Below are 18,017 nucleotides of genomic sequence, written 5' to 3'. Positions count from 1 at the left end.
GTGACGTGGGTGCCCGCGGGTGACCTGGGTGCTGCAGTCGGGTGACCTGGGTTCCTTGAAGGTGGGGCGGGGGGGAGGGGGTGGGGGGAGGGGGAGGGGCCCCCGAGCAAGGGGCTCACCACCAGGACGAGTCCAGCCGCCCCTCGATCGCCCTCAGGTTCTCCCTTGAGCAGGTGTCGCAGAAGTACTGGCGGACGCCGTTCTCCACGGAGCAGGTCCAGGTGGCCGGCGGGGGGCCGTCGGCGGGGGTGCCGCAGCGGGCGCACACGAGCGCACGGCGCTCCGGGGTGGAGCCGCCCTGATCACTTCCTCCGGGAAGACTCGTCACCTGGCGACGATAACTCCGCAGGCGGCGGATCGCCGTACAACGCACCGCGGGGGCCGGTCCGTTCGTCGGACCGGCCCCCGCGGGCGAAGGCTTCGCCTCCCGGACCGGGAGGCCACCGCTTCTGACGGTGTGAGTGTTACTGCATGACCGCCATGGCGAGCGCGCGCCGGGCGCGCAGTGAGGCACGCTCGGCCCGGCGCTGCATCCGCTGGGCGACCGCCAGGCGCACGGCCCGGCGTTCCCGCTCGGCGTCACGGAGTCGCTCGTGCATATGCGCACGAGCCAGGGCTTCTTGCATGAGTTGCATCTCTCGGGTCCTGTTCTGGCGCGCTTCGGTCGCGCCGGTGGTGGTGACGTCTTCGGTCGCGGAGCCTGCGGGCTCGCTGGTGGACGGCTTCATCGGGGCCTGCTTCTGGGGGTCGTGCGTGAGGGGGCGGTCGATCGTTCCTGCGGTGTTCATGCCGTGACCGGGTTCTTCCGCGGGCGGCCACGCGGCCGCTTCCGGGCGACGACGACACCCTGGACGAACAGCTCGCCACCCCAGACGCCCCAGGGCTCACGCCGCTCCTTGGCGCCGGCGAGGCAGGCCTCGATCAGCGGGCAGGTGCGGCAGAGGGACTTGGCGTACTCGACGTCCGCCGGCGACTCGGCGAAGAAGACCTCCGGGTCGTAGGAGCGGCAGGGGACGGGTACGCCGAGGTTCTCGATGGCGTCGTCGAGCGCGGTGAGCGCGGTGAGGGGGGTCAAGGTGGAGTCCTCCGTGAGGCCGGGCGGGGGGATCGTTTGCGAAGGCGGTACGGACGGGGCGTGCGCTTCGAGTTGCACGGTTGGTCTTCCTCGTCTGGTCGTTCCGGCCGGTTGACCGGGTGTCGGCTTGGTACCGGGTTCTTTTCTTGTCCCGAGGCCCCTTCGCTCCGTCGTCCCCGTTCGGGGAAAACAGAAGGGCCGCGGATCCCGGATGGGGTTCCGCGGCCCTGAAGGCGCCGGCCTGATCGGATCAGGCTGGATCACTCCAGGGTTCTGGCCCACGGAAGGCCCACATCAGGTGGTGCTGCGTCGTCTGCTTCCGGAATCCGGCACCGGCCGCCGCAAAGGCATAGGCCTGTGCCTGTGCCTCTACCGCTTCCAGTGCCTTGGTCGGTCGCTCATTGCGCTCACGGACGGGAAGGCCCGCGAGAGCGTGGGCGGACGCCGGACGGTCGGCACGAATGCCGGACACACCGGTGCCCTGGTGGGAGGCGCCGAGCATGCACAGGGAGACGGCCGAGCGATCGGTCAGTTTGGCCGTGCTGATGGTGCTGGTGTTGATGCTGATCACTGGACTCGCCTCCTCTCGGCGTCTCAAGGGACTGGGGTGAACCAGTCCATTCGGATATGCAAGTACATCACGGAGGCGGGGCCTTCGAGAAGGCCGCTGCATCCGTGCCTAGAACCTATGGGGATTGCTGGGGCATGCGCAAACTATTTTTTCGACGAGTTCGTATCAGTCGTCCTCGTCGGCTTCTTCGGCGTCGTGGCCTGCGCAGATGGCCAGAACTTCGGTTCCGTAGCTGCGCAGCTTGCGGCTGAGGACGCCTGGGATGCGGGAGAGCTCTGCGGAAGTCTCGGGCCGGGCCTCGGCGATGGCCATCAGCGTGCGGTCGGTGAAGACGCAGAAGTCCGGCTGTCCGATGTGTTCGGCCTGGACGGCCCGCCACTCCCGCAGCCGTTCGTAGAGCCCTTCGTCCATGTCCGAGGGGCAGTCCTCACAGCGCATCAGCTTCATCTCGCCGGCGTCGGTGAGGGTGCGGCCGCAGACCCGGCAGCGGGCGGGGGTGCGCTGGGTACGCCGGGGGGCGGCGATGGTTCCGGTGGTGCTCCCGCGCTCGATGCCTGCCGTGGCGGCGGCGCCGGTGTGGCCGACGGTGGGCGTGGTGCCCGGGCGCAGTCCGTCGAGGAAGCGGCTGGGCCTGCGGTTGGGGCGGGTGCCGGGGGACCGGGACAGCGCCCAGGAGAGGTGGAGCCGTTCCCGCGCCCGGGTGACGCCGACGTAGAGCAGCCGGCGTTCCTCCTCGGTCTGCTCGTCGGTCTTGGCGTAGGTGATGGGCAGCATGCCCTCTGCGATGCCGACCAGGAAGACGACGTCCCACTCCAGGCCCTTGGCGGCGTGCAGGGAGGCGAGGGTGACGCCCTGGACGGTCGGGGCGTGCTGGGCGTTCGCCCGCTCGTCGAGTTCTGCCACGAAGTCGCCGAGGGTGGCGCCGGGTCTGGCGGCGGCGAGGTCGTGGGCGAGGCTCACCAGGGCGGCGAGGGATTCCCAGCGCTCTCTGACGGCGCCGGAGCCGGCCGGTGGTTCGATGGTCCAGCCCTCTCCGGACAGGACGGCACGCACCTGGGAGGGCAGGTCCACGGCGTCGTCCAGCAGGGAGTCGTTGCCGCCGAAGCGGGCCGCGCCGCGCAGGGCGATGCCCGCCTTGCGCACCTCGGGCCGGTCGAAGAAGCGCTCGGCGCCGCGCAGCTGGTAGGGGACGCCGGCGTCGGCGAGGGCCTGCTCGTAGGTTTCGGACTGGGCGTTCGTACGGAACAGGACGGCGATCTCGGCGGCGGGGACGCCCGCGTCGATCAGTTCGCGGATGCGGCGGGCGGCGCCTTCGGCTTCGGCCGGCTCGTCGGTGTACTCGGTGTAGACGGGTTCGGGGCCCGCGGGGCGCTGGGAGACGAGTTCCAGCCGGTGGTCGGCGGCGCGGCCGCGGGCCTGGGCGAGCAGGCCGTTGGCGAGGCGGACCACCTGGGGGGTGGAGCGGTAGTCGCGGACGAGTTTGACGACGGTGGCGCCGGGGTGCCGGGTGCGGAAGTCGAGGAGGTGGTCGGGCGTTGCTCCGGTGAACGAGTAGATGGTCTGGCTGGCGTCGCCGACGACGCACAGGTTGTTGCGGTCGCCGAGCCAGAGGTCCAGCAGCCGCTGCTGCAGGGGGCTGACGTCCTGGTACTCGTCGACGACGAAGTGCTGGTACTGCGCGCGGACCTGTTCGGCGATGTCGTGCCGGTCCTGCAGGATCGCGACGGTCAGCAGCAGGACGTCCTCGAAGTCGATCACGGCGCGGTCGCGCTTGAGGTCTTCGTAGGCCGCGTAGAGGTGGGCGATCTCGGCGGGGTCGCGGGGGGCTTCACGGCCGGCCTTCGCGGCCGCGTACGGGTAGTCGGCGGGGATGGTCTGGGTGACCTTGGACCATTCGATCTCGGCGGTGACGTCCCGCAGCTCACCCCGGTCGAGCCGGGTGCCCAGGCGTGCGGCCGCGTCGGCGACGAGCTGGATCTTGCGGTCGACGAGCCGGGGCATGCCGCCACCGATCACTTTCGGCCAGAAGTACTGGAGCTGGCGCAGGGCGGCGGAGTGGAAGGTGCGGGCCTGGACGCCGTGGGCGCCGAGCTGGCGCAGCCGGCCGCGCATCTCTCCGGCGGCGCGGTTGGTGAAGGTGACGGCGAGCACGCTGGAGGGGTGCAGGATGCCGGCGCGTACTCCGTAGGCGATGCGGTGCGTGATCGCCCGCGTCTTGCCGGTGCCTGCTCCGGCCAGGACGCACACCGGGCCGTGCAGGGCGGTGGCCACCGCGCGCTGCTCGGGGTCGAGCCCTTCGAGCACCGCGTCGGCCGAGTCCGGTGTCTGCGGGAAGAGGGTGGAGTGCGTTGCTGCTGTCACACCGCCATGCTGCCAGGTCGCGCGGGACTGCCGTGCCGGTTGTCCACAGGCGTGCACAGATAGTCGTACTAATGCGGCAGGCGCCACAGGCCGTGGCACAGGCGCCCACCGTCGCCTGTGGATACCCCTGCCGGGAATGGCGGACGGCTCGCGTACGTTCTTCCCCTGGACGATTTCCCGAGCTGCCTGAGGAGCGCGAGAGACATGCAGGGCACTGTGACGATGTACAGCACGACTTGGTGCGGCTACTGCCGGCGGCTGAAGAGCCAGCTGGACCGGGAGGGCATCGCCTACACCGAGATCAACATCGAGCAGGACCCCGAGTCCGCCGCTTTCGTGGAGAAGGCGAATGGCGGAAACCAGACGGTCCCGACCGTGCTCTTCGCTGACGGCAGCACGCTGACGAACCCCTCGCTCGCCCAGGTGAAGCAGAAACTCGCCGCATGACGCTCCGCGGGTTTCCGCGGTGACCGCAGCAGGGCGGCTCTCCGAGAGATCGGGGGCCGCCCTGCCGCGTACCGGAGGAAGCTCTGTGTCTCACATGAAGCTGCGCGTCGGCAGCGGCTTGCCGTACCACATCTCGATCAGGCGGGCCGCGATGGAGATGCCGTAGGGCGGCAGCACCTCGCCGGACTCGAAGGCGTCGTGCAGTTCCTCCCGGGAGAACCAGCGGGCCTCGTGGATCTCGTCGCCGTCGACGTCGATGTCGGTGGAGGTGGCGCGGGCCATGAAGCCGAGCATCAGGCTGGACGGGAAGGGCCAGGGCTGGCTGGCCACGTACTCCACGGTGCCGACGGTGACGCCGACCTCCTCGGACACCTCGCGGCGCACCGCCTGCTCGATCGACTCGCCGGGTTCGACGAATCCGGCGAGCGTGGAGAAGCGGCCCTCGGGCCAGTGGACCTGGCGGCCGAGCAGGATGCGGTCGTCCGCGTCGGTCACGGCCATGATCACGGCCGGGTCGGTGCGCGGGTAGTGCTCGGCGCCGCAGGCCGGGCAGCGGCGGATGTGACCGGCGGCGGCGATGACCGTGCGTTCGCCGCAGCGGGAGCAGAAGCGGTGGGTGCGCTGCCAGTTCTCCAGACCGACCGCGTGCACCATGAGGCCCGCGTCGCGGGGCGACAGGAGCAGGCCGGCCTCGCGCAGGCCCGCCGGGCGCGCCGACTGGTCGATGCGTCCGGGCAGCGCGTCCTTCTGGAGCGCGAAGTAGCTGACGCCCTCCTCGTCGATGCCGAGGAAGTAGCGGTGCGCCTCGGTGAGCGGGGCCTCGAAGGAGGGTGTCATGACGAGCTCGGTCCGGCCGTCCGGGGTCTCGTCGATGAGCACCTGGCCGCCGGAGACCACGAAGCAGCGGGTCGTGGGGTGGCTCCACGCCGCCGCGAGCCAGGCCTCGTCGAGCCGGTGGTGGGCGGCGCGGTCGATGCCGCTCGGGGCGGTCAGCGAGATGGGTCGATCGGCTGTGTCGTCGGTCCAGGTGGTCACGGGTGCTTCCAACTCCCCCAGTGCAGCGGTTCGTTCGGCGGGCGGTTCGGCGGGACGTGGGCGGGAGGGCACCGGGCCGGGCGGGGGTGGGACGGGCGGGGCGGTCCTTCCAGTGTGCCCCGCGCGCGATGCCGTCCCGTACGGCACCGGCCGGTCAGGGCGCGGGACGCCAGTGCTCGGCCAGGTCACCCCACAGGTAGGCGCTGGTCTCGACGCCCTTGAGGAGGAGGTCCAGTTCGACCTTCTCGTTCGGGGCGTGCCAGCCGTCGGAGGGGACGGAGATGCCCAGGAAGAGGACGGGGGCGCCGAGGACCTCCTGGAGGTCGGCGGCGGGGCCGGAGCCGCCCTCGCGGGTGAAGCGGACGGACTTCTCGAAGGCGCGGCCCATGGCGCGGACCACGGACTGCAGGGCGGGGTGGTCGAGCGGGGTCAGGCACGGGCGGGTGGCCGCGCCGAAGTCGATCTCGTACCGGATCCCGGTGGGCACCTGTGTGTCGGCCCAGGCGCGGACGGCTTTCTCGAGGTGGTCGGGGTCCTGGCCGGCGACCATCCGGAAGGACAGCTTCACCATGGCCGAGGAGGGGATGATCGTCTTGCTGCCGGGGCCCTGGTAGCCGCCGCCGATGCCGTTGACCTCGGCGGTCGGGCGGGCCCAGATGCGCTCCAGGGTGCTGTACCCGGCCTCGCCGAGGGTGGCGCGGGACTTGGCAGTGTCCAGCCAGCGCTGCTCGTCGAAGGGCAGCTCGGCGAACAGTTCGCGCTCGCGGTCGGTCAGCTCCACGATGCCGTCGTAGAAGCCGGGGATCGCCACGCGCGCGTGCTCGTCGTGCAGTGCGGCGACCAGGCGGGCGGCGGCGGTGGCCGGGTTGGGCACGGCACCGCCGAAGGAGCCGGAGTGGATGTCCTGGTCGGGGCCGTACAGCCGGATCTCGCACTCGGCGAGGCCGCGCATGCCGGTGCAGACGGTCGGGGTGTCCTCGGACCACATGCCGGTGTCGGAGACGATCACGGCGTCGGCCGCGAGCCGTCCCGCGTGCTCCTCGACGAGGGCCCGGAAGTGCGGGGAGCCGGACTCCTCCTCGCCCTCGATGAGCAGCTTCAGGTTGACCGCGGGGGCGGTGCGGCCGGTGGCGGCGAGGTGGGCGCGGACGCCGAGTGTGTGGAAGAACACCTGTCCCTTGTCGTCGGCCGCCCCGCGCGCGTAGAGCCGGTTTCCGCGGACGACCGGCTCGAAGGGGGCGCTGTCCCAGCCGTCCTCGGGGGCGGCGGGCTGCACGTCGTGGTGGCCGTAGACGAGGACGGTGGGCGCCTCGGGGTCGCCCGAGGGCCACTCGGCGAACACGGCGGGGGCACCGGCGGTCGGCCAGACCTCGGCGGTCGGGAAGCCGGTCTCCTCAAGTTTGGCGGCGAGCCAGTCGGCGCTGCGCCGTACGTCGGGCGCGTGGTCGGGCTGGGCCGACACGGAGGGGATGCGCAGCCATGCGGCGAGGTCGTCGAGGAAGGCGGCGCGGTGCTGCTCGATGTACGTGCGGACGGCGCTGTCCGGGGTCTGGCTCATGTTCACGAGCCTATCGGCCCGCACCGACAACCTTGGCGGGCGGTTCGTCACACTCAGGTCGCCTGCTGTGCCGTTTCGGAGTCTTCCGCCGCGGTGCCGTCGCTGAGGAGCCGTTCCAGGGCGGCCCGGCCCGGCAGGTCCCGCGGCCGTACGACCTCGCCGCTGCGCACGTAGAGGAAGGCGGCCGTGACCGACTCCGGCGGCACGCCCTGCTGCTCGGCCCAGGCCAGCCGGTACACGGCGAGCTGGAGCGGGTCGGCGGTCCGGGTGCGGCCGGTCTTCCAGTCGACGATCTCGTACGTCGCCCCGTCGCCGTCGCCGTGCTTGTAGACCGCGTCGATGCGACCTCGTACGACGCGGCCGGCGAGGGTGAGCTGGAACGGTGCCTCGACCCGGTAGGGGGTGCGCCGGGCGTACTCGGTGCGTTCGAAGGCCTCCTTCAGGGCTTCCAGGTCCTGTTCGTCGGCGATCTCGGCGTCGCTGCCGGGCAGCTCGTCCGGTTCCAGCAGGGGCAGGGTCAGCTCCTCGAAGCGGGCCTCGACCCAGGCGTGGAACCGGGTGCCCCGGCGCGCGGCCGGTTGCGGAGGGCGCGGCATGGGGCGCGCGAGTTCCTGCGCGAGCCCGTCCGGGTCCTCGGCCAGGCGCAGCAGCTGGGAGGCGGTGAGCACGGCGGGCAGCGGGACGTCGGTGACGGTCTGGCGGGCGCGCAGCAGCTCTCCTGTGAGCGCCTCCAGGTCACGGTCCCAGGAGGCGATGGTGCGGGCCTCCTCGGGAGTGAGGTCGGTGGAGTGCCGCGGCCCGGCGGGGAGGGGGCGGTGCGGTGGGGCGGGCGTCTGATGCGGGACCGTGAGCCGGGTGGTGGGGGCTTTCGTGTCGGGGGTGTCCGCGTCGTACGGCGGTTCCGCGTCGCTGAGGGCGGCCGCGGCGCCGAAGGCGTCCTCCTCCTCGTAGGGGAAGTCCATGCCGCCCTCGGCGTACGGCACGCCCTCGTCGTGCTCCTCGCAGACCTCGTACTCCTCGTACGGGACGTCCTCGTCGTACGGGAACTCCCCGCCGTGCTCGTCGTATGGCTCGTCGCCGTAGGGGTCGTCGTCCGGGGGCGGGGGCCAGTCCGGGTCGTGGGCGGCGGGGTCGTGGGCGGCCGGCGGCCGGGCGGGGTTCTGGGCGGCGAGGGCGTCCAGGTGGGCGAGGACGGTTTCGGCGGCCGCGCGGCGGCGGGCCAGGGCGGCGGCGTCCAGCGGGAGCGGCCACACCTGGTCGGCGCGGGCCGCGTGCAGGGCGGGATTCTCCTCGTCCTCGGCGGGCTCCTTCGCCCAGGCCTCGATCTCTCCGTATCCGGCGGCGCAGTGGTCGTGCAGGGCCTGGAGGAAGTCGGAGGGACCACGCGGTTTCTTCTGGCTGGGGCCCCACCAGTGACCGGAGCCGAGCAGGAGGGAGCGGGGGCGGGTGAAGGTGACGTAGCCGAGGCGGAGCTCCTCGGTGTGCTGGTGGTCCTTCATGGCCTCGTGGAAGGCCTTCATGCCGCGCGCGTCCCAGCTGTCGACGTCGGGCAGGGTGTCGCTGTCGCCGCGCAGGGCATGCGGCACCACCTTGGCCTGCGCCGTCCACTTCTCGCGGCCCTGGGCGCTGGGGAAGGTGCCCTTGACCAGTCCGGGGACGGCCACGACGTCCCACTCCAGGCCCTTGGACTTGTGGGCGGTGAGCACCTTGACGGTGTTCTCGCCGCCGGGCAGGGCGTTGTCGAGGCCCTTCTCGTACTGCGCGGCGGTGCGCAGGAAGCCGAGGAACGCGAGCAGGGTGGCTTCCGCGTCGCTCGCCGCGAAGGACGCGGCGACGTCCAGGAAGTTGGACAGGGTCTCGCGGCGGCGGGCGGCCAGGGCGTGCGGGGACGCCGACAGCTCCACTTCCAGGCCGGTGACGGCGAGCACGCGGTGCAGGACGTCCATCAGCGGATCGGACAGGGAGCGGCGCAGGTCGCGCAGCTCGGCGGCCAGGCGCGCGAAGCGCACGCGCGCGTCCGGCGAGAACGGCAGCCCGTCGTCATCGGCCTCGGCGTCCATGGGTGATTCGAGGAACGTGTCGAGGGCGTCCGCGAGCGATATCACCTCGGCCGGGTCGACCCCTTCGACGGCGGCGGCGAGGCGGCGGTCGGGGTCGTCACCGTCGTCCACGCGCGCGTGGGCGACCAGCAGGCGGGCGCGGCGGCCCAGCAGGGCGAGGTCGCGGGGGCCGATGCGCCAGCGCGGTCCGGTCAGCAGGCGCACCAGGGAGGCGTTGGCGCCGGGGTCCTGCAGGACCTCGCAGACGGCGACGAGATCGGCGACCTCGGGCAGGTGCAGCAGCCCGGACAGGCCGACCACCTCGACGGGGACGTCCCGGGCCACCAGGGCGCCCTGGATCTCGGCGAAGTCGGTCGCCGTGCGGCACAGTACGGCGATCTCGCCGGGGGCCGTGCCGGTGTGCACGAGGTGGGCGATCGCGTCGGCGATCCAGTCGATCTCCTCGGCGTGGGTGGGCAGCAGGGCGCAGCGGACCGTGCCGTCGTACTCGGCGCCGGGGGCCGGGCGCAGGGCCTCCACGCCCGCGTGCAGGGCGCGCAGGGGTTCGGCGAGGCCGTTGGCGAGGTCGAGGAGGCGGCCACCGCTGCGGCGGTTCTCGCTGAGGGCCTGGCGGGTGGCGGGGCGGCCGTCGGCGTGCGCGAAGTGCGCGGGGAAGTCGTCCAGGTTGGCGACGGAGGCGCCGCGCCAGCCGTAGATGGCCTGGCAGGGGTCGCCGACCGCGGTCACGGGATGGCCCGTGCCGCCGCCGAACAGGCCTGCCAGCAGGACGCGCTGGGCCACGGAGGTGTCCTGGTACTCGTCCAGGAGCACCACGCGGAACTCCTCGCACAGCAGCCGGCCCACCTCGGGGATGCCGGCGAGGCGGGCGGACAGGGCGATCTGGTCGCCGAAGTCGAGCAGGTCGCGTTCGCGTTTGGCGGTGCGGTAGCGGCGGACGAGGTCGGCCAGTGCGCGGCGGGCGGCGGCCGTCTCGGGGACCTTGCGCAGGTCGGCGTTGGTGAGCTTGGCGCTCTGGAGGGTGCTCAGCAGGTCGGCGTCCCAGGAGCGCAGTTCCTCGGGGTCGACGAGGTGTTCGGCGAGTTCGGAGTCGAGGGCGAGCAGGTCGCTGACGAGGTCGGCGAAGGAGCGGGTCAGCGCGGGGTAGGGGCCGGGAGCCTCGCGCAGCACACGCGCGGCGAGCTGGTAGCGGGTGGCGTCGGCGAGGAGGCGGGAGGTGGGCTCCAGGCCGAGGCGCAGGCCGTGGTCGGTGAGGAGGCGGCCGGCGAAGGCGTGGTACGTGGAGATCACGGGTTCGCCGGGCGGGTTGTCGGGGTCGATGACATCGGGGTCGGTGACGCCGGCCTTGATCAGTGCCTTGCGGACGCGTTCGGCCAGTTCGCCGGCGGCCTTGTTGGTGAAGGTCAGGCCGAGGACCTGTTCGGGGGCGACCTGGCCGGTGCCGACCAGCCAGACCACGCGGGCGGCCATCACGGTGGTCTTGCCGGACCCGGCTCCGGCCACGATCACCTGCGGGGCGGGCGGCGCGGTGATGCAGGCCGTCTGCTCCGGGGTGAACGGGATGCCGAGGAGCTCTTTGAGCTGCTCGGCGTCGGTGATACGGGCGGGCATGTCGGGAAAGGCTAGCGGCGGGGACTGACAGTCGAGGCCGGATCAGCCCGCCGGGACGAAAGAAGCGCAGGTCAGCACGTGTGGTGCCGTACGTCACTCCGGCACCTGACGATGACTCACTCGACCACGTGCCGTCCCTCGGGCCGGGCGCTGCACGAGGCGCGGAACGCGCAGTGCGTGCAGTGCTGGCCGCTGCTGGGCGCGAACCGCTCGTCGAGGACCTTGCCGGCGGCGGTGGCCAGCAGCTCGCCGACCCACTCCCCCGACAGCGGCTCCTGGGTCTGCACCTTGGGCAGGCCGTCGCCTCCGTCGCGCTGGGCGGCGCCCTGCCTGAGGTGGACCAGTTCGGCGCCGCCGGGTTCGGGACGTACGCCGTCGAAGGCCTCGTCGACGGCGCCCTCGCGGACGGCGAGCTGGTAGACGGCGAGCTGGGGGTGGCGAGCCACCTCGGCGGCGCTGGGCGCCTGCTTGCCGGTCTTGAAGTCCACCACGTAGGCGCGGCCCTCGGTGTCCGTCTCCACGCGGTCCATCTGGCCTCGGATGCGGACCTGGTAGTCGCCCGCCTCGAGGGTGACGTCGAAGTCCTGCTCGCTGGCCACCGGGGTGCGCCCGGTGCGGTCCAGCACATGCCAGTTCAGGAAGCGTTCGAGCGCCACGCGCGCGTTGTCCTTCTCCTGCTGGGACTTCCAGGGCGCGTCGAAGGCGAGCGCGTTCCACACCGAGTCCAGGCGTTCCATGAGGACGTCGAGGTCGGCCGGACTGCGGCCGGAGGCGACCTCGTCGGCGAGGACGTGGACGACGTTGCCGAAGCCCTGTGCAGTGGTGGCCGGGGCGTCGGCCTTCACCTCACGGCCCAGGAACCACTGGAGTGCACAGGTGTTGGCGAGCTGGTCGAGGGCGCTGCCGGAGAGCACGACGGGCCGGTCGCGGTGGCGCAGCGGCACCTTGCTCTCGGTCGGGTCGTACATGCCCCACCAGCGGTAGGGGTGCGCGGACGGCACCAGCGGGCGGCCGTCCTCGTCGGCGAGGGCGGCGAGCCGGGCCAGGCGGCGGGCGGCGGCCTCCCGCAGGGCGGCGGAGGCGCGCGGGTCGACGGTGGTGGCGCGCAGCTCGGCGACGAGCGCGGCCACGGCCAGCGGGCGGCGGGGGCGGCCGGTGACGTCCTTCGGCTCGACGCCGAGTTCGGTCAGGAAGCGGGACGGCTGGTCGCCGTCGTCCGCCGGCGCCTTCACCGCGGTGACGACGAGACGTTCGCACGCGCGCGTGGCGGCCACGTAGAACAGCCTGCGCTCCTCGGCGAGCAGTGCGCCGGGGGTGAGCGGTTCGGCGAGCCCGTCGCGGCCGATGCGGTCGGCCTCCAGGAGGGAGCCGCGGCGGCGCAGGTCGGGCCACAGGCCCTCCTGGACCCCGGCGACGACGACCAGCCGCCACTGCAGGCCCTTGGAGCGGTGCGCGGTCATGAGGCGGACGGCGTCGGGACGAACCGCGCGGCGCGCGAGCGTGTCGGCGGCGATGTCCTCGGCCTCGATCTGCTCCAGGAAGTTCAGCGCGCCACGGCCTCCGATGCGCTCCTCCGCGCGCGCGGCGGTGGCGAACAGCGCGCACACGGCGTCCAGGTCCCGGTCGGCGTTGCGGCCGGCCGCGCCGCCGCGCCGGGCGGCCCGCTCCAGGCGCGCGGGCCACGGTGTGCCCTCCCACAGGTCCCACAGCGCCTCCTCGGCCGTACCGCCGCCCGCGAGGCGTTCGCGGGCCGTGCGCAGCAGCGCGCCGAGGCGCTGCGCCCCGCGCGCGTACACCGGATCGTGCACGGCCAGGCGCTCGGGTTCGGCGAGCGCCCGTGCGAGCAGTACGTCGGAGGGTGGCGGCAGCGGGTTGCCGGCCGCTCGCTCCTCCTCGCGCAGGGCACGGCCGAGACGGCGCAGGTCGGCCGGGTCCATGCCGGCGAGGGGGGAGGCGAGCAGGGTGAGGGCGGTCTCGGTGTCGAGCCAGGAGGTGTCCGGGGCCGGCCCTGCGGTGTCTTCAGGGGCAGCGTCCTCGGGAGCGGCGTCTGCGGCGTCAGCCTCTTCGGGGGCGGTTGTCCCGGATTCGCCGGCAGGGGAGAGCGTGCCTGCGCTCTCCTCGTGGCGCCGGGTCTCCGCCGTGGCCACCGCGCGCAGGGCCGCGAGCAGGGGCGCCACCGCCGGCTCGTGGCGCAGGGGCAGGTCGTCGCCGTCGATGTCCAGCGGGACTCCGGCCGCGGTGAGGGCGCGGCGGAGGGTGGGCAGGGTGCGGGATCCGGCCCGGACCAGGACGGCCATGTCGCTCCAGGCGAGGCCGTCCTCCAGGTGCGCGCGGCGCAGGATGTCCGCGATGTTGTCCAGTTCTGTCCCTGCTGTCGGGTATGTGTAGACCTCGACGCGGCCCCCGTCCCGTACGGCGGCCGGCTCGCGGTGCGCGCGAACCTTGTCGGCCGGCAGCCGGGGCAGCGGCATGCGCTGCGTGATCAGCCGGGTGGCGGCCAGCAGGGCGGCGCCGGAGCGGCGGGAGGTGCGCAGCACCTCGACGGGGGCGGGTCTGCCGTCCGCGCGCGGGAAGGCCGCCGGGAAGTCGAGGATGCCGTTCACGTCGGCGCCCCGGAAGGCGTAGATCGACTGGTCGGGGTCACCGAAGGCGACCAGGGTGCGGCCGCCCCCGGCCAGCGCGTGCAGGAGCCGTACCTGTGCGGGGTCGGTGTCCTGGTACTCGTCGACGTACACGGCGTCGTACTGGGCGGCGAGCCGTACGGCGGTCTCGGGGCGGTGGGCGAGCAGGACCGCGCGGTGGACCAGTTCCGCGTAGTCGATCACGCCCTGCATGTCGAGCACGTCCAGGTACTCGGCGAGGAACGCGGCCGCGGCGCGCCAGTCGGGGCGGCCGATGCGGCGGGCGAAGGCGTCCAGTGCGCCGGGACCGAGGCCCAGCTCGCGGCTGCGGGCGAGGACCGCGCGGACCTCGTCGGCGAAGCCACGCGCGGTCAGGCAGGCGCGCAGTTCGTCGGGCCAGCGCACGTGCGCCAGTCCGAGCCGCTGCAGTTCGGGCTGCCCGGCGAGCAGCTCGCGGACGGTGACGTCCTGCTCGGGGCCGGAGAGCAGCCGCAGCGGCTCGGTGAACAGGCCGCTGTCCTGGTGGGCGCGCACCAGTGCGTAGCAGTACGAGTGGAAGGTGGTCGCCCGGGGCGCGCGGGCGGCGCCGATGCGCAGGGCCATGCGGTCGCGCAGGTCGACGGCGGCCTTGCGGCTGAACGTGAGCACCAGGATGCGCTCGGGGTCGGCGCCGCGGGCGATCCGCGCGGCCACGGACTCGACGAGGGTGGTGGTCTTGCCGGTGCCGGGACCGGCGAGGACGAGCAGGGGTCCGCCTCGGTGGTCAACCACGGCGCGCTGTGCCGCGTCCAGACGAGGGGGGTCAGCGGCGGCCGGCGGGGTACGGACCAGTCGGTAAGCGCCACGGCCCCCCTGCCGCACCGGGGGGTGCGGCAGGCGCCTGGTGGAGGAAGAGGAGCTCACGTGATCGGCCGGTCCTGGTGTTCGTGCTGGTGGGCGGGCGGTCACGGGCGCGAGGCGGTGACCGGGGGGTGAGCGGGACGCGTGCAGCCGACGCTACGCCGCCACACCGGGCGGAAGCAGGGCTTCCGATTCTTCCCTCGTGGCGCTCGGGCCGCGTGCGTCCCACATCCCACGAACGTACGTCATGCCACGGATGTCCCCCGCGTCACCCGTACGGGCCACGGGCTCTCCCCGAGGGCATCGGATGGCGGAAGCTGTCAGATGTGACCCACCGCGCCCGCCCCGCCGTCCCACCGGGCCCGCCGCATGTCGATCCGCGGCAGATGCCCCTCGGCGCTCCTGGCCGCCTCCCTCAGCGGCGTGCCCTCCGTGCGGTAGTGGGCGAGCGCGCGCAGTTCGTGGCCGGGCAGCAGCATCCCGTCGGCGCGTACGACACGCCACCACGGGACGGCGCCGCCGTACAAGGACATCACCCGGCCGACCTGGCGCGGTCCCCCCTCCTCGAGCCACTCGGCGACATCGCCGTACGTCATGACCCGCCCCGGCGGGATCCGCTCGGCGACCTCGAGAACCCGCTCGGCGTACTCCGGCAGCGCGTCCGCGTGCTCCTCGCGGGTGTCCTCGGCAGGGCTCTGCTCGCTCATCCGACCATCCTGCCGCACCCCACCGACATCGCGGCGCGGACCGCGGGGAACGGCCCTCTCGCCACCGGACGGCGCTTCCGGCAGACTGTGCGCCCGCGGATCCGCACCCTGATGCCCGCGTGTGTCGGTGGGGCATGCCACCATCGTGCGGGCGGTGACTGGTGATACGAGACCAAGAAGAGACCATGAAGCAGCAGGGCGTGCACCCCGAAGGCGCGGCGGGCACCCCTGACGCCGCCGCGCGCCCCGACACCGCCGACGGCGCTGCCCAGGGCGGCGGCGACGCCCAGCAGGAGGACACCGGTCCGCGCCGGCACGAAGGCACGGAAGACGGCACCACGCGCGCGCGTGAGGACAACGGAAACGACGGCACGCGCGCGGGTGAGGGCCGAAACGACGACACCGAGGGAGCGCACGTCCCGGAGAACACGCCCCCCGACCACGGCCCGGGCGCGGACGACGATCCGCACGCCGAGGCCGTGGAAGGCGACGAACCGCTGCTCCCCGCGCGCGTGCACCGCCCCTCCGACCTCATGCGGCTCCTGGTCGGCGTGCTCGCCATCGTGGTGCTGCTCGCGATCGCCGCGTTCGCGCACGGCACCACCTCCGGCTTCGAGCAGGACATCAACAAGGGCACCGGTCAGGCCCCCGACCTGCTCATCAGGATCGCGGGGCTGGCGTCCAGCATCGCGATCCTGCTGGTGCCGGTCGCCTTCGCGATCGAACGGCTGATCAAACGCGACGGGCTGCGCATCGCCGACGGCGTCCTCGCGGCGGTCCTGGCCCACGGAGTGACCCTCGCCACCGACCTGTGGGTGGCGAGGGCCGCGCCGGGCTCGATCCAGGAGGCGCTCACCCAGCCCTCTCCGGGCGACATCCACGCCCTGACCGACCCCGTGCACGGCTATCTGGCCCCCGTCATCGCCTACATGACGGCCGTCGGCATGTCCCGCAGACCCAGATGGCGCGCGGTGCTGTGGATCGTGCTGCTGCTCGACGCGTTCTCGATGCTGGTCACCGGCTACACGACCCCGTTCTCGATCATCCTGACGGTGCTGATCGGCTGGACCGTCGCCTACGGCACGCTGTACGCCGTCGGCTCCCCCAACGTCCGCCCCACCGGGCAGACCCTGATGGCGGGCCTCAGGCACGTCGGCTTCCACCCCGTCACCGCGGCCCGCGAGGAGGCCGGGGAGACGGAGAACGGCGACCGCGGCCGGCGCTACTTCGTCACGCTGGAGGACGGCCCGCCGCTGGACGTCACGGTCGTGGACCGGGAACAGCAGGCCCAGGGCTTCTTCTACCGCGCGTGGCGCAATCTCACCCTGCGCGGCTTCGCCACCCGCTCCAGCCTCCAGTCGCTGCGCCAGGCGCTGGAGCAGGAGGCCCTGCTGGCGTACGCGGCGATCGCGGCCGGCGCCAACGCGCCCAAGCTGATCGCCACCTCCGAGCTCGGCCCCGACGCCGTCATGCTCGTCTACGAGCACACCGGCGGGCGCACGCTGGACTCGCTCGCCGACGAGGACATCACCGACGAGTTGCTGCGCAACACCTGGCGCCAGGTGCAGGCGCTGCAGTCCCGGCGCATCGCGCACCGCAGGCTCGCGGGTGACGCGATTCTGGTGGATCGTTCCGGCAGGGTGATCCTCACCGAACTGCGCGGCGGTGAGATCGCGGCCGGCGAGCTGCTGCTGCGCATGGACGTGGCCCAGCTGGTCACGACGCTGGGGCTGCGGGTGGGCGCCGAGCGCGCGGTGGCCTCGGCGGTGCAGGTCCTCGGTCCCGACGCGGTCGCCGACTGTCTTCCCCTGCTCCAGCCGATCGCGCTGACGCGCTCCACGCGCGCGACGCTGCGCAGACTCGCCCGGGAACAGGCCCAGCGCGAGCGCGAGGCGGTGCTGGAGGCGTCCCGGCAGACCCGACAGGCCCGTCCGGAGGAAGCCGGGGAGGAGGGCGCCGTCGCCCTCTCGAAGGCCGACAAGAAGGCCGTACGCGCCCAGGCGCGGGCCGAGAAGCGGGCCATCGACGAGGCCCTGGAGGACGCGCGCGAGGAGGATCTGCTCACCCAGATCCGCCACGAGGTGCTGCGGATCAGGCCGCAGGCACCGGTGGAGCCGGCCCGGCTGGAGCGGGTGCGGCCGCGCACGCTGATCAGTGTCATCGCCGGTGCGATCGGCGCGTACTTCCTGCTGACGCAGCTCACGCACATCCAGTTCGGTCCGCTGATCGCCCACGCCCAGTGGGGCTGGGTCGTGGCCGCCGTGCTGTTCTCGGCGCTCAGCTATGTCGCGGCGGCGATGCAGCTCCTGGGGTTCGTACCGGAGCGGGTGCCGTTCCTGCGGGCCGTCGGAGCCCAGGTGGCCGGCTCGTTCGTGAAGATCGTGGCACCGGCGGCGGTCGGCGGTGTGGCCCTGAACACGCGGTACCTGCAGCGCGCCGGGGTCCGGCCGGGGCTCGCGGTGGCGAGCGTGGGCGCCTCGCAGCTGGCCGGGCTCGGCTTCCACATCCTGATGCTGCTGTCCTTCGGCTATCTCACCGGTACCGAGAAGACGCCCTCGCTGTCGCCGTCCCGGACGGTCATCGCAGGTCTGCTGACGGTCGCAGTGCTGGTGCTCGTGGTGACGTCGGTGCCGTTCCTGCGGAAATTCGTCGTCACGCGCGTGCGGTCGCTCTTCGCGGGTGTCGTGCCCCGCATGCTCGATGTGCTGCAGCGGCCGCAGAAGCTGGTCACCGGCATCGGCGGCATCCTGCTGCTGACGTTCTGCTTCGTGATGTGCCTGGACGCCTCCATCCGGGCGTTCGGCGGCAGCTCGGCATCGCTCAGCATCGCCAGCGTCGCCGTGGTCTTCCTCGCCGGCAACGCGCTCGGGTCCGCGGCGCCCACCCCGGGCGGCGTCGGCGCCGTGGAGGCGACCCTGACGGTCGGCCTGATCGCCGTCGGCCTGCCCAAGGAGGTCGCCGCCCCGGCCGTCCTGCTGTACCGCCTGCTCACGCTGTGGCTGCCGGTGCTGCCGGGCTGGCTCGCCTTCAACCAGCTCACCCGCAAGGGAGCCCTCTGAGGAGCCTCTGGGATGCGCCCTGTGCGGCGCGCAGTGCACGCCCTGCAGAGGGCCCCGTGCGGGTGCCGGGTGCCC

General features: G+C 73.1%; 12 protein-coding genes. 2 read left to right on the top strand and 10 right to left on the bottom strand.

Annotated features, from left to right (window positions below):
- Positions 1-115: 115 nt before the first annotated feature.
- The 5 genes from ACWC2T_RS10810 to ACWC2T_RS10790 form a co-directional block, all read right to left on the bottom strand.
- Positions 116-328 (bottom strand): hypothetical protein, encoded by a 213-nt coding sequence (locus ACWC2T_RS10810; RefSeq protein WP_450670038.1) that lies wholly within the window; start codon positions 326-328, stop codon positions 116-118.
- 136 nt (positions 329-464) lie between these two features.
- Positions 465-788, bottom strand: a complete 324-nt coding sequence (locus tag ACWC2T_RS10805) for a hypothetical protein (protein ID WP_450670037.1) — start codon at positions 786-788, stop codon at positions 465-467.
- Positions 785-1,153 carry a WhiB family transcriptional regulator gene (locus tag ACWC2T_RS10800; RefSeq protein WP_023546912.1) on the bottom strand — a complete coding sequence of 123 codons (369 nt, stop codon included), beginning with the start codon at positions 1,151-1,153 and terminating at the stop codon, positions 785-787. Before ACWC2T_RS10800 ends, ACWC2T_RS10805 begins: the two co-directional genes overlap by 4 nt.
- 172 nt (positions 1,154-1,325) lie before the next feature.
- Complete coding sequence (locus tag ACWC2T_RS10795; protein ID WP_450670036.1) at positions 1,326-1,646, bottom strand: hypothetical protein; 321 nt, start codon at positions 1,644-1,646, stop codon at positions 1,326-1,328.
- 165 nt (positions 1,647-1,811) lie between these two features.
- Entirely contained in the window at positions 1,812-4,007 is a 2,196-nt protein-coding gene (locus ACWC2T_RS10790; RefSeq protein WP_450670035.1) for an ATP-dependent DNA helicase UvrD2, read from the bottom strand.
- A 204-nt stretch (positions 4,008-4,211) separates the two neighbouring features.
- Between ACWC2T_RS10790 and ACWC2T_RS10785 the strand changes: the two genes are divergently transcribed.
- Complete coding sequence (locus ACWC2T_RS10785; RefSeq protein ID WP_030649619.1) at positions 4,212-4,454, top strand: mycoredoxin; 243 nt, start codon at positions 4,212-4,214, stop codon at positions 4,452-4,454.
- A 90-nt stretch (positions 4,455-4,544) separates the two neighbouring features.
- Here ACWC2T_RS10785 and nudC read toward each other — a convergent pair whose 3' ends face one another.
- The 5 genes from nudC to ACWC2T_RS10760 form a co-directional block, all read right to left on the bottom strand.
- Positions 4,545-5,489, bottom strand: coding sequence for an NAD(+) diphosphatase (nudC, locus tag ACWC2T_RS10780; RefSeq protein WP_450670034.1), 945 nt, complete (start codon positions 5,487-5,489; stop codon positions 4,545-4,547).
- A 154-nt stretch (positions 5,490-5,643) separates the two neighbouring features.
- Positions 5,644-7,047 (bottom strand): dipeptidase, encoded by a 1,404-nt coding sequence (locus tag ACWC2T_RS10775; RefSeq protein WP_450670033.1) that lies wholly within the window; start codon positions 7,045-7,047, stop codon positions 5,644-5,646.
- A 53-nt stretch (positions 7,048-7,100) separates the two neighbouring features.
- Entirely contained in the window at positions 7,101-10,715 is a 3,615-nt protein-coding gene (locus tag ACWC2T_RS10770) for an ATP-dependent helicase (protein ID WP_450670032.1), read from the bottom strand.
- Between the two features lie 116 nt (positions 10,716-10,831).
- On the bottom strand, positions 10,832-14,239 hold the full coding sequence (locus ACWC2T_RS10765) for an ATP-dependent helicase (protein ID WP_450670031.1): 3,408 nt from the start codon (positions 14,237-14,239) through the stop codon (positions 10,832-10,834).
- 257 nt (positions 14,240-14,496) lie between these two features.
- Complete coding sequence (locus ACWC2T_RS10760; protein ID WP_450670030.1) at positions 14,497-14,883, bottom strand: MGMT family protein; 387 nt, start codon at positions 14,881-14,883, stop codon at positions 14,497-14,499.
- Between the two features lie 185 nt (positions 14,884-15,068).
- Here ACWC2T_RS10760 and ACWC2T_RS10755 point away from each other — a divergent pair, with 185 nt between their 5' ends.
- On the top strand, positions 15,069-17,942 hold the full coding sequence (locus ACWC2T_RS10755; RefSeq protein ID WP_450670029.1) for a lysylphosphatidylglycerol synthase domain-containing protein: 2,874 nt from the start codon (positions 15,069-15,071) through the stop codon (positions 17,940-17,942).
- Positions 17,943-18,017 lie beyond the last annotated feature (75 nt).

Source organism: Streptomyces sp. NPDC001393 (assembly GCF_053597455.1).
This window is presented reverse-complemented; position numbering and strand designations above follow the sequence as displayed.

Coding starts and splice junctions, on each gene's coding strand:
- ACWC2T_RS10805 (WP_450670037.1), bottom strand. CDS start 788: ATGAACACCGCAGGAACGATCGACCGCCCCCTCACGCACGACCCCCAG.
- ACWC2T_RS10785 (WP_030649619.1), top strand. CDS start 4,212: ATGCAGGGCACTGTGACGATGTACAGCACGACTTGGTGCGGCTACTGC.
- ACWC2T_RS10775 (WP_450670033.1), bottom strand. CDS start 7,047: ATGAGCCAGACCCCGGACAGCGCCGTCCGCACGTACATCGAGCAGCAC.
- ACWC2T_RS10770 (WP_450670032.1), bottom strand. CDS start 10,715: ATGCCCGCCCGTATCACCGACGCCGAGCAGCTCAAAGAGCTCCTCGGC.
- ACWC2T_RS10760 (WP_450670030.1), bottom strand. CDS start 14,883: ATGAGCGAGCAGAGCCCTGCCGAGGACACCCGCGAGGAGCACGCGGAC.
- ACWC2T_RS10755 (WP_450670029.1), top strand. CDS start 15,069: ATGAAGCAGCAGGGCGTGCACCCCGAAGGCGCGGCGGGCACCCCTGAC.